This window comes from Stenotrophomonas sp. YJH_SMC_120, from assembly GCF_059368675.1.
In genome coordinates this window covers 206,597-218,912 of the sequence record NZ_JCAFRY010000005.1, presented here as the reverse complement: position 1 = coordinate 218,912, position 12,316 = coordinate 206,597, and the positions used below count along the sequence as shown (strand labels likewise).

9 protein-coding genes are annotated in these 12,316 nt (G+C 63.9%); 3 read left to right on the top strand and 6 right to left on the bottom strand.

The window, feature by feature from the left end; all coding sequences use genetic code 11:
- Positions 1-92: 92 nt before the first annotated feature.
- A complete protein-coding gene (locus AC5P60_RS09600; protein ID WP_483693557.1) occupies positions 93-1,187 on the top strand; it encodes a beta family protein in 1,095 nt (364 codons plus the stop codon).
- Here AC5P60_RS09600 and AC5P60_RS09595 read toward each other — a convergent pair.
- From AC5P60_RS09595 to rpmH, 6 genes are all read right to left on the bottom strand, one after another.
- The gene (locus AC5P60_RS09595; protein WP_080264262.1) at positions 1,135-1,722 is read right to left on the bottom strand and encodes a sce7726 family protein; all 588 of its coding nucleotides are present in this window, start codon (positions 1,720-1,722) and stop codon (positions 1,135-1,137) included. The two genes, AC5P60_RS09600 and AC5P60_RS09595, sit on opposite strands and share 53 nt — an antisense overlap.
- A gap of 106 nt (positions 1,723-1,828) precedes the next feature.
- Positions 1,829-3,178 carry a tRNA uridine-5-carboxymethylaminomethyl(34) synthesis GTPase MnmE gene (gene mnmE, locus AC5P60_RS09590; protein ID WP_495201731.1) on the bottom strand — a complete coding sequence of 450 codons (1,350 nt, stop codon included), beginning with the start codon at positions 3,176-3,178 and terminating at the stop codon, positions 1,829-1,831.
- Between the two features lie 3 nt (positions 3,179-3,181).
- A complete protein-coding gene (locus AC5P60_RS09585) occupies positions 3,182-5,854 on the bottom strand; it encodes a polysaccharide deacetylase family protein (RefSeq protein WP_483693560.1) in 2,673 nt (890 codons plus the stop codon).
- Positions 5,855-6,017: 163 nt separating this feature from the next.
- Positions 6,018-7,733 carry a membrane protein insertase YidC gene (gene yidC, locus AC5P60_RS09580; RefSeq protein WP_483693561.1) on the bottom strand — a complete coding sequence of 572 codons (1,716 nt, stop codon included), beginning with the start codon at positions 7,731-7,733 and terminating at the stop codon, positions 6,018-6,020.
- The gene (gene rnpA, locus AC5P60_RS09575) at positions 7,733-8,227 is read right to left on the bottom strand and encodes a ribonuclease P protein component (RefSeq protein ID WP_005411728.1); all 495 of its coding nucleotides are present in this window, start codon (positions 8,225-8,227) and stop codon (positions 7,733-7,735) included. The genes yidC and rnpA overlap by 1 nt, the downstream gene beginning before the upstream one ends.
- Before the next feature lie 5 nt (positions 8,228-8,232).
- Entirely contained in the window at positions 8,233-8,373 is a 141-nt protein-coding gene (gene rpmH, locus AC5P60_RS09570; protein ID WP_005411729.1) for a 50S ribosomal protein L34, read from the bottom strand.
- Positions 8,374-8,628: 255 nt separating this feature from the next.
- Here rpmH and dnaA point away from each other — a divergent pair, with 255 nt between their 5' ends.
- Both dnaA and dnaN read left to right on the top strand, forming a co-directional pair.
- Positions 8,629-9,960 carry a chromosomal replication initiator protein DnaA gene (dnaA, locus tag AC5P60_RS09565; protein WP_049453530.1) on the top strand — a complete coding sequence of 444 codons (1,332 nt, stop codon included), beginning with the start codon at positions 8,629-8,631 and terminating at the stop codon, positions 9,958-9,960.
- Between the two features lie 275 nt (positions 9,961-10,235).
- Complete coding sequence (gene dnaN, locus AC5P60_RS09560) at positions 10,236-11,336, top strand: DNA polymerase III subunit beta (RefSeq protein ID WP_005411731.1); 1,101 nt, start codon at positions 10,236-10,238, stop codon at positions 11,334-11,336.
- The last annotated feature ends 980 nt before the right edge of the window (positions 11,337-12,316 follow it).

Genomic DNA, 12,316 nt, shown 5'->3' with positions numbered 1-12,316 from the left:
CTCCCCCCATTCTTCAAACAATTCTGATTGAAGCGCTGCACGGCCCGCGACTAGCCTCGGATGACCAACAGCGAAGTTGTCAGGGGCAGATCATGAAACAACTGATGTACATGCCGATTCTCAAATGGCGACAGGGAGAGTATCTCGCGGTGGGTCGTACCAGCGAAGGAGTCAAGGATGGGATCTATCCCCTGTTCGAGATCCCGATCGAGCAGTGGGACTTCGAGAACGATGCACCGGCCAAGTCACTCGATGACCACCTGAAGAACGTAGGCAGGCGTCTGAGCAGTAACTGGAAGGCGCGGCGCTGCCTGTTCGATTCGCCCTATCTTGCCGGTGACGACACCATGGCGGACGGCCAGCACCATCTGGAGCGGATCTTCCACCTCACTCGCACCGCAGGATGCCAGGCCATTCCCGTGACCGGCATTGACCGGCATGTCGACTACCAGCAGGCGGTGGCACGCATCGTCGCCCGCGATGATCGTGGCTGCGGATTACGGCTGGTGCCGGATGATCTTGAAGGAGGGCACCTGGCCCGGATCTCAGGGTTGCTGAAACTGTTGGGCGTGGTATCAGGTCAGGTGGACCTGATCCTCGACAGCTCGACCGATGTCGCCGACTCGCCCACGCTGCAGGCATCGACCTGGCAGGCATGGATTGCGGCCGTTCCGGATCTGGCCGACTGGAGATCGATCACCCTCGTGGGTGGTAGTTTCCCTGCCAGCCTAAGCCCCTCTTCAAGCTATCGCCCACATGGCGATGTGAACCGCCGGGAATGGCGCGCGTACACGCGGCTAGCCCGCATGCACACTGAACGAATGCCGTGGTTTGGTGACTATGGCTGCGCTTCTCCACAGACGGAATTGATGGATCCTCGCCTGTTCGACCCCAACGCCAAGATCAAGTACACGATCGATGATCAGTGGCGGATCATTGTAGGTACCCAGATCAAGCGCAACGGCCGCGACCAGTACCGTGATCTGTGTCGGCACCTGGTCTCCGATCTGCCGGTGGTCTTCATGGGGCGCGGCTACAGCTGGGGTGATGCGTACATCGAAGACTGCGCAATCAGTGTCACCAGTACCGGGGGAAGCTCGACCTGGCCAACGGTGGCGACCAACCACCATATGACTAAGGTTGTTCGCGACCTCGCCAGTCTGACCGGCGCTTCAACTGTTCCCTGACCAGCGCACGGATTTCCGCAAGACTGTAGAGCTCCGACAGACGTTCACATAGCGCTGCGCGGTTGCCGCGCAGCGCTGATTTTTCAGGCGTCCGCCTGCCGATCAGAGCAGAAATTTCATCGCGCCAGAGCAGTGCTGCGACGGCCGTCGCGCTCACTGATGGATTGAGTTTTGCAGGCCGCACTAGTTCTAGCCTCACTGCGTTGCGCGCTCCACGTGATGCCAGCCTGACCCCCCACCAAGCAGGCAACGTATCCAGGGCATGGTCCAAATGGCGCTTGCCCACCACGATCGTCGCCTTGTCGAGGACATCGGAGTAGAACTGCTGCTGCAATGGAAGTCTCCGCAGGGTGTCTACATCACTCTTGATCTCGTAGCCGTGCAGATGGCCATTGATGACACAGACATCGACCCGGCAGGCGCCGCGCGCAAGCCCCATTTCCTCCACCACAAGCGTGTTCGGATTTGCGACATGCTCAGCAATGACCTTGCCCAGCAGAGCTGATCGCACGTCACTGTCGGTTATCGGGTTCATGGCGGGAATGATATCAAGGTGGTGTCGCGCACAGGATTGAAACCCCCAGCCGTCAGTCATGAGTAAGCGAGGCGGTCAGAGCCCCTTCGGGAATCTGACCTCGGATCTACTTCCCGATGCAGAAACTGGAGAAGATCCTTCCAAGCAGGTCATCGGCACTCATCTGCCCGGTGATCTCGCCCAGCGCGTCATGCGCCAGCCGCAGTTCCTCGGCGGCCAGTTCCAGGTGCTCATGCGCCAGCTCGCCATCGGCGCGCTGCGCGTGCTCCTGCGCACGCTCGATTGCGTCCACATGCCGCGTGCGCGCGGAGAACTCGCCATCCACCTGCTCCCCTGCCCCGGCCGAAGCAATCGAACGCAGACGCGCATGCAGATCGTCGAGCCCGGCGCCGGTGGCGGCCGAAACGAACACCCGGTCCGGATCGTCCAGCGACGGCAACGCCTCCAGCAGGTCCGACTTGTTGTGGATGTAGACCTTGTGCGGCACCGCCGCCACGGCCTTGCCCAGCGCCGCTTCGCCGACCGCCGGATCGCGCGCATCCAGCACGATCAGCGCCAGGTCGGTGCGCTCGATTTCCACGTGGGCGCGGCGCATGCCTTCGCGTTCGATGGCGTCACCGCCGTCGCGCAGGCCGGCGGTGTCGACCAGGGTCAGCTCCAGGCCGTCCAGGCGGATGGTCTCGCGCAGGGTGTCGCGGGTGGTACCGGCGATGTCGGTGACGATGGCGCGTTCGCTGCCGGCCAGCGCGTTGAGCAGTGAACTCTTGCCGGCGTTCGGCGGACCGATCAGCACCGCGTGCAGGCCATCGCGCAGGCGACGGCCGCGTTCGGCATCGCGGCGCAGAATGGCCAGATCGCTGCGCGCCTGTTCCAGCCCACGCCGCACCTGCGCGCCACCGAGCGTATCCAGCGGTTCGTCGGCGAAGTCGATGGCCGCTTCCACGTGGATGCGCAGCAGAACCAGCTGCTCGACCACGACGTCGATGCGGCGCGAGAACACGCCATCCAGCGAACGGCGTGCCGCGCGCGCGGCGCGGTTGTCGCCCGCGGCGATCAGGTCGGCGATGGCCTCGGCCTGGGCCAGGTCGAGCTTGCCGTTAAGGAAGGCGCGTTCGCTGAACTCTCCCGGGCGCGCCTGGCGTGCACCGAGCGCGATGCAGCGCGCGACCAGTTGCTGCAGCAGCACGGGGCTGCCATGGCCCTGCAGTTCCACCACCTCTTCGCCGGTGAAGCTGTTCGGTGCCGGGAACCACAGCACGATGCCATCGTCGATGACCTCGCCGTCGGCATCGCGTAGGCGCGCGTAGTGCGCGTGGCGCGGGCGCAGTGCAGGCGCGCCCAGCGCGTTGGCGATGGCCGCGGCACGCGGGCCGGACAGGCGCAGCAGGCCGACACCGCCGGCGCCAGGGGCGCTGGCGATGGCGACGATGGTGTCGGTGCGGATCGCGTCGTTCATGGCTCAGAGTTTCTCCAGCTGTGCGCGCGCCTGGGCCGCGCCACTGCCCTGCGGCTGCAAGGCCAGGTAGGTGGTGTAGGCCTGCTTGGCCTTGGCCTTGTCGCCGGCGTTGAAGTAGGCATCACCCAGGTTGAGATAGGCCACTGCACGCGAGGGGTCGATCTTCAGCGTGTTCTCCAGCCAGCGCGCCGCTTCGGCATAGCGCTGCTGGCGGTAGTAGACGAAGCCGAGGTTGTTGGCGGCCTGGGCGAAGTCCGGACGCAGCTTCAGTGCCTCGGTGAACTGCGCCACCGCCTCGTCGTACTGCTTCTCGCGGTACAGCTGCAGGCCGCGGTCATTGGCCTGCTGCGCGCGCTGGCGGTCGGACGCCGGGCCCGCAGTGGGCACCACCAGTTTGGCCTTGCCGCCCTGCAGGTCGGCCACCGTCACCGGCGCCTGGCTGCCCTTGGCTTCGCTGGCGGCTTCAACCTTGTTGTTCAGGGCGATCGCATCGGCGGTCAACTGGCGCGTATCAGCATTGAGGAACTCCTGGCTGTCCGGCACCTGGAACACGAACTCGCCGCCCTGCGAACCGGGCAGGCTGCCGAAGGCCGGGGTCTGGTGTGAAACGGCTGAGACGGCCGGCGCAACGTAGGCGGCCAGTTCGGTACCGGTGATCAGCCCATCGCCGTTGAGGTCGCCCTTGCCGGCCAATGCCTGCAGCAGCACCCAGGTGAACACCGAGTGGCCGTTCGGACCGGCGTCGGCCACCTGCTGGTCGGCACCGCCGGCGGTCAGCATCTGCCGCGCGCTGCGCCGCGCGTTCTCGCGCAGGAACAACGACGACGATGGACCGCCACGGGTCAGGCCCAGGCCGCTGTAGCAGGCATCCATCACGAACATAACGTGCTTGGCCTGCATGCTCTCGGCGATGTTCTGGATGTCGGTCATCGCGATGGCGTCGGTAGCGAATTCCTTCGGGTCCGAATCGACCGGGATGATGTAGCCGAGGTCACGCCCTGAGGCGAGCTGGCGGGTCGCGCCATGGCCGGCGAAGAACACGAACACGCGATCGTTCTTGCCAGTGCGGTCATCGGCCAGGCGGTCGTGGAAGGCAGCCAGGATGTTGTTGCGCGTGGCCTGCTCGTTCTTCAGCACGATCACCTGCGTGGACGGGAAGCCGAACTGCCCGGTCAGGGTATCGGCCACCGCCTGCGCATCGTGGCTGGCGTACTCCAGCTTCGGCCACTTGGCGTAGTTGTCGATGCCGACCACGATTGCCCAGGACTTCTCGTAGCCGGTGGTGATGGTGGCGGCACCGGTATCGCCCTTGCGCGCACGGGCCACGGTGAAGTCGCGGCCGTTCCAGCCAGCGAACTGGTAGCCATCGGCGATCAGCCGGTCGAGGATCTGCGGCAGCGCCTTCACCGCACGATCGTGAATGTCGTGGAACAGGATGATGCCGCGCTGTTCCTTGTTCACCTGGTCGAGCACGCGCTGCACGATCGATTCCGGCACCGGGTCAGCCCAGTCCATCGAGTCGATGTTCCACATGATCGACTTCAGCCCGGCTTCGTTGAGCAGCTGCAGGCCTTCGGCATTGCGTGCGCCATAGGGGAAGCGGAACAGCGGCGCGCGCTTGCTGTCGACATCCTTCAGCAGCGTGTCGGTGTCCAGCACCTGCTGGCGCAGCGCGTCACCGGTGGTGCGCGACAGCTGGGCGTGGGTCAGGCTGTGATTGCCGACCGCATAGCCCTCTTCCATCAGGTTGCGGCTGATCCTGGCCATCGGGCCGAGGCTGACCTTGCCGTCGGCCTCGACCTTGCCCAGGTTGCGGCCCACTTCGAAGAACACGCCCGGCACGTCGTAGCGCTTGAGGATGGCCACCACTTCATCGGTATAGGCCTTGTGCGGGCCATCGTCGAAGGTGAGCACAACAGTCTTGGCCGGCAGGTCGCGTCCGAAGATCTCGCGGTCGCTGTCCTTCATCGACATCGGGTACGGCTCGATCACGCCGTAGTCGCGCAGGATCGCTTCGCGGCTGTAGTCCTTGTGCAGGTGGGCGATGTAGTCGTCCCACTTCTCGCGCTTCAACTCGATGGCGCGGGTGCGCTCGAAGCGGCTGAAGATGCGGGTCAGTTCCTGGTTGTAGTTGCGCTCGATCTCATCAAGCGCCTCCAGGTCCTCACCGATGCGCTGGTGCAGCTTCACCGCCGGCAGCGACGAATCGGTGCCGACCCGTTCATGCAGGTCACGCAGCACTTCGCGGAAGGCCAGGCGGTCGGCGTCGAACAGTTCCGGCGCCGACTCGATGTAGTCCAGCACGGTGCCGAGGGTGGCGAAGCGCTGCGGACTGGAGCCGCGCAGCAGCGTGTCGAACTGCGCGGCGATGGCCGTGCGCTGTTCCAGGCCATCGTGGAACAGCTGCTGGCCCACGCGCGTGGAGGTACCGCGGTCGGCAGCCGACTGCTGTTCCTCGTCGGCCAGCAGCACGATGATGCGGCGGTAGCCGTCGAGCTGCTTCTGCAGCGCGGCCAGCAACGGTGCAGCGGCGGGATCGGCGGCGGCCGCGGCCTGCGCGCTGGGCTGGGTGACCGTGGACGCCGGCGCCTTCGCGTCCTTGTCGCCACAGCCGGCAACGACCAGGGTCAACAACAGCGACGGCAGGAACAGGCGGAACGACGGCGCACGCTGCATGGAGGACTCGAAGGTGGGAGGAACGGTGTGCCGGCGATTCTAACGCCGCATGCGAAAAGCCCGCCTTGCGGCGGGCTTCTCATCGACCGGGGCGGTAGTAGAGTCGACTGTTAGTCGACTGCTCTACTGCCAGTCGACCAACAGTCGACTCTACAGGTCGGGATTACTTCTTTTTGACCGGGGCCGGCGCGGTGGTGGCCGGGACCGGCTCGCCGCCATGGCGCTTGGTCATCCACCACTGCTGCAGCAGGCCCAGGCCGCCGTTGACCACCCAGTACAGGACCAGGCCGGACGGCATGAAGGCCATCATGACGCCGAACACCAGCGGCATGAACTGCATCATCTTCTGCTGCATCGGGTCCATGCCCGGTGCCGGGGTCAGCTTCTGGGTGAACCACATCACTGCCACGTTGATGACCGGCAGGATGAAGTACGGGTCGCGTGCGGTCAGGTCCTGGATCCAGCCGAACCAGGGCGCCTGGCGCAGTTCGACCGATTCCACCAGCACCCAGTACAGGGCGAAGAAGATCGGCATCTGGATGAGGATCGGCAGGCAGCCCCCCATCGGATTGATCTTTTCCTTCTTGTACAGCTCCATCATCGCGGTCTGGAACTTCTGGCGGTCATCGCCATAGCGTTCCTTCAGCTGCGCGATGCGCGGCTGGAAACGACGCATCTTGGCGCCGCTCTTGTACTGGGTTGCCGACAGCGGGTACAGCACCAGCTTCAGCAGCACCACCAGGCCGACGATCGCCCAGCCCCAGTTGCCGACCAGCTTGTGCACCTGGTTCAGTACCCAGAACAGGCCCTGGCCGATCACCGCCATCATCGAGAAGCGGCTGTAGTCGACCACGCGGTCCAGCCCCGGCACGTCTTCCTTGGCGATCAGGTTGACCAGCTTCGGGCCGACCCACAGGCGGGCTTCGGTACTGGTGGACTGGCCCGGGGCCACGGTGAAGGCCGGGCCACGCGCTTCGATCAGGTCACGACCGGCCACCTGCGACAGCACGTAGTGTGCGGTCTGGTCCTTCTGCGGGATCCAGGCGGTGAAGAAGTGGTGCTGCAGCATCGCCAGCCAGCCGCCGGTGATGTTCTGGTTCAGCGTGCCGTCTTCCAGGTAGTCCTTGAACGCACGACGCTGGTACTTCTTGTCGTTGTCGTACCAGGTGGCACCGTTGAAGCTGAAGGAATCCGGGTTGGTCATGCTCCGCGACAGGATGGTCGGGGTGCGGTCTAGGGTGCGGTAGACGTAGCCGTTCCACGGCGCGGCGCCAGCGTTGCTGACTTCGTCCTTGAAGCGCACGGCGTACTCGTTGCGCGAGACGGTCAGGGTGCGCTTGATGGTCACGCCGTTGTCGGCGGTCCACACGAACGGGATCTGCAGCTCGTTCTGGCCCTTGGCCAGCACGAAGTCCTTGGTGCCACCCACCAGCTTGAAGCCGTCAGCGCCGGGGACCGGGGTGTTCTTGTCTTCGCTGGCCCAGCCACTGATCGCGCTGTACGGGTGCGCGGGGTCTTCGGTCAGCAGGCGGACCGGCGGGCTGCCTTCGTCCTTGGTCTGCGGGAATTGCAGCAGCTCGGCGTCGAGCACGCGGCCGCCGTCGAGCACCAGGCGCAGCACGTCGGTGGTGACGGTCACGCGCTGGCTGGCCGGGGTAGCGCTGGCCTGGGCCTGTGCGGCGGCCTGGCCGGGGGCGCCCGGCACCTGGGCGCTGGGGATGGCGCCGGGGTTCGCGCCCGGAACACTCTGTGCGGCTGCCGGGGCCGACGTGGTGGTTGGTGCCGGGGTCGGAGCAGCCTTTTCACGGCTCCACTCCATCCACAGCAGCACGGCCACCATCAGCCAGGCAAAAACGAGGAATACGCGGGTCTGGTTCATCAGCGGACAGGCTCGGCGGGGCCGGGACGCGATGCCGGCTCGGTCAAAGAAGGAGTTGCGATGCCATCAGGCGGCGGCATTGTGCCGTCCACGCCCGGCGTGGGCAATGCACGCAGGCGACGCAGGAGGCGCAGGAAGGCCTGGCGGATCTCGTCGTTGCTGGCGGAACGCGCAGCACTACGAGCCACGACGACAAAGTCGCCTGGCTGGATGTCGGTACGTGTCTGACGCAGGATGTCGCGCAGGACGCGCTTGATCCGGTTACGCCCGACGGCGTTCGGATCAACCTTGCGGGAAACCGCCAGACCCAGCCTGGCCGGCCGGTCAGCCGGCAGCCAGTGCAGGGTCATCAGCGGATCGGACACACGGCGGGCGCCGTTGAAGACCGTTGAGTATTCGGCACGCGTGCGAACCCGCGCAGAGCGAGGGAATCGCTTGCGCGGGTCTGCAGTATTCACTGTCGAAGGGATTGCGTCTGCCGCGGGGTGCGGCATGGCAATCAGGCGCTCAGGACTTTGCGGCCCTTGGCGCGGCGACGCGACAGGATCTTGCGGCCGTCAGCGGTCTTCATACGGGCACGGAAGCCGTGGTCGCGCTTACGCTTGAGGTTGCTGGGCTGGTAGGTGCGCTTCGTGGCCATTGGGGGCCTCTCGTATGAATGGGACGGAAAGAACCGGAAATTCTAGAGAGGTACCCTGCCCCAAGTCAACCCCTGGCAGCTACGCGAATTCACCGGGCTGTGCAATAGCTGTGGATGTTTTTGTGAATAAGTAGGGGACAAGCATTCCGAAGGCGGGCGCTCGGTGGTAGTCTGAGCCATCCATTTCCCCCCTTTCAGGCCTGTGTTTGGGCGCCTTGTCGCGTCCATGCCCCGGCCACCGGACGATTATTGCTGATGGATGCTTGGTCCCGTAGTCTCGAGCGCCTCGAAGCGGAGTTCCCGCCGGAAGACGTTCATACCTGGCTGAAGCCACTGCAGGCCGATCTGCGCGTGGACAGCCTGGTGCTGTATGCACCGAATGCCTTCATCGTCGACCAGGTCCGCGAGCTGTACCTGGCCCGGATCCGCGAACTGCTGGCGCACTTCGCCGGTTTCAGCGACGTTTTTCTTGAAATCGGCTCGCGCCCGCGCCCCGTGGAGGCGCAGAACGCGCCGGTTTCCACGCCGTCGGCGTATGTGTCCAGCGAACCGCAGGTGCCGTTCGCCGGCAACCTGGACAACCACTACACGTTCGCCAACTTCGTCGAAGGCCGCAGCAACCAGCTGGGCCTGGCCGCCGCCTTCCAGGCGGCGCAGAAGCCGGGCGACCGCGCGCACAACCCGCTGCTGCTGTACGGGGGCACCGGCCTGGGCAAGACCCACCTGATGTTCGCCGCCGGCAACGCCATGCGCCAGGCCAATCCGGGCGCGAAGGTGCTGTACCTGCGTTCGGAACAGTTCTTCAGCGCAATGATCCGGGCCCTGCAGGAAAAGACCATGGATCAGTTCAAGCGCCAGTTCCAGCAGGTGGACGCGCTGCTGATCGATGACATCCAGTTCTTCGCCGGCAAGGACCGCACCCAGGAAGAGTTCTTCCACACCTTCAACGCGTTGTTCGATGGCAAGCAGCAGATCATCCTGACCTGCGACCGCTATCCGCGCGAAGTCGAGGGCCTGGAAGCGCGCCTGAAGTCGCGGCTTGCCTGGGGCCTGTCGGTCGCGATCGAACCGCCGGACTTCGAGACCCGCGCCGCGATCGTGCTGGCCAAGGCACGCGAACGCGGTGCCGAGATTCCCGATGATGTTGCGTTCCTGATCGCCAAGAAGATGCGCTCCAACGTGCGCGACCTCGAAGGCGCGCTCAATACCCTGACCGCCCGCGCCAATTTCACCGGCCGCGCGATCACCACCGAGTTCGCCCAGGAAACCCTGCGCGACCTGCTGCGCGCCCAGCAGCAGGCGATCAGCATTCCCAACATCCAGAAAACCGTTGCCGACTACTACGGCCTGCAGATCAAGGATCTGCTGTCGAAGCGTCGGACCCGCTCGCTGGCACGCCCGCGCCAGGTCGCCATGGCCCTGACCAAGGAACTGACCGAGCACAGCCTGCCCGAGATCGGCGATGCCTTTGCCGGTCGCGATCACACCACGGTGCTGCATGCCTGCCGCCAGATCCGGACCCTGATGGAAACCGACGGCAAGCTCCGCGAGGACTGGGACAAGCTGATCCGGAAGCTGAGCGAATGATGCACGGATGCCGATGAGGCGTCATCGCACAAAACGGTGCAGAATCCGGTAGCAAGCGCGGGACACGTTGTGGATAAAAATGGCGTTTGAAATCGCGTCGGTTTTATCCACAGCTTTCCCCACCCTCTGGGGGTCGGTAATACAGAGGGTTTCGATGCCTGAAATCCTTTTATTTACAAAGACTTAGCGTTGTTTTCCAGCGATTCTGTCTCTACCAGCACCACCAAGCTTTTGATTTATTCCACATTTTTTAAAGCATAGGGGCACGGAACCACATGCGTTTCACACTGCAGCGCGAAGCCTTTCTCAAGCCGTTGGCACAGGTCGTCAACGTGGTCGAACGCCGCCAGACCCTTCCGGTTCTGGCCAATTTCCTGGTCCAGGTGCAGAACGGCCAGCTGTCGCTGACCGGTACCGACCTGGAAGTGGAGATGGTGTCGCGGATCGCGGTTGAAGATGCCCAGGACGGCGAAACCACCATTCCCGCCCGCAAGCTGTTCGAGATCATCCGCGCCCTGCCCGACGGCAGCCGGATTACCGTCTCGCAGACCGGTGACAAGATCACCGTGCAGGCCGGCCGCAGCCGCTTCACCCTTGCCACCCTGCCCTCCAACGACTTCCCGTCGGTGGACGAAGTGGAAGCTACCGAGCGCGTGGCGATCGGCGAAGCAACCCTGAAGGAACTGATCGAGCGCACTGCGTTCGCGATGGCCCAGCAGGACGTGCGCTACTACCTCAACGGCCTGCTGTTCGACCTGCGCGGCGATGCGCTGCGCACGGTCGCCACCGACGGCCATCGCCTGGCCCTGTGTGAAACCGATCTGGCCAAGCCCAGCGGTTCCAAGCGCCAGATCATCGTGCCGCGCAAGGGCGTGACCGAACTGCAGCGCCTGCTGGAGAGCGGCGATCGCGAGATCGAACTGGAAGTCGGCCGCAGCCACGTGCGCGTCAAGCGCGACGATGTCACCTTCACCTCGAAGCTGATCGACGGTCGTTTCCCGGATTACGAAGCGGTGATTCCGATCGGTGCCGACCGCGAAGTGAAGGTGGATCGTGAAGCACTGCGTGCCTCGCTGCAGCGCGCCGCGATCCTGTCCAATGAGAAGTACCGCGGCATCCGCGTGGAAGTCTCGCCGGGCAACCTGAAGATCAGCGCGCACAATCCGGAACAGGAAGAAGCCCAGGAAGAGATCGAAGCCGACACCACGGTCAGTGATCTGGCCATTGGCTTCAACGTGAACTACCTGCTGGACGCCCTCTCCGCGCTGCGCGATGAGGAGGTCATCATCCAGCTGCGCGACTCCAACTCTTCTGCGCTGGTTCGTGAATCCAGCAGCGAGAAGTCGCGCCACGTGGTGATGCCGCTGCGTCTCTGACAGCAACCTGTTCCACGTGGAACCGAAGGACGCCCGGGATCTCCCCGGGCGTTTTTTTTTGCAGGTTCCACGTGGAGCATCGGCGATCGCGGAATCTCCGGGTCTGGTCGAATGTCTTGCTCGAGATTGCTGCTTGCCGATTGTTCTTGGTTGCCCCTCCGATGCAATCGGCCCTGCGCGGTAGGAATCCAGATTGCTGACCTGGGCGCTGCCCAGCCAACTTTGATCGAGTACGCAGTTCCAGGTCTTCAGCCTGATTGCAGGTAACCCGATCTGGTCGAATGGATGAAGCGGATCGCATCCCCTATCGCAGTGGTTGCTTCATCTGCAGACGTCACTGTCCACAGGCCTGATTGGGGCCGGATCAAAGCTGGCCTAGCTTCTAAATCTGGGTATAAATCTAAAGCCATGGTGGTGATGGTAGGCCCAGATTTCGTGGAAAAATGCATTATCCAATTGATTTTCAAGAGATTTATACAGCTGAAACCCCCTGTATAGAGGCCCCTCAGGCTGGGGGGGAACCTGTGGATAGTTTCGCAGGTCGGGCAAAAGGGCTTTTTTATCCACAGTTTGCCCATACCTTGTGTATAAGTCATACAGGCCCGCTGTGGACAGCGTGAAACGAATGGGCTGAATTCTTTGAAATCTGTGGAACCCTCCACGGCATCGCATCGTAGATTTCAAGAAATCCGCGCGGTGTTCGCGCAACCCACCGTCGGGGGCACCTGGCGATGCTCGCGGAATGAGGCTGAAATCGCTGAAATCTGAAGGCCCGTACTCTGCGCCGCCGCTCAGAATTCAAGGATTCCCGGGCATATCCAGACCCAGGCGAGCCCAGGTGAGGGAGCGCCACCACGTGGAACACGCGTGGGGTTGCCAGGCGGAGGCTTCAGCACAGTGGCGATGTCTGGCGCGCCACGGCTGGCTTGACCGATGCAGTAAGCTGATGGATTCCCTGCCCCACTACCGCCTCGTGCGGA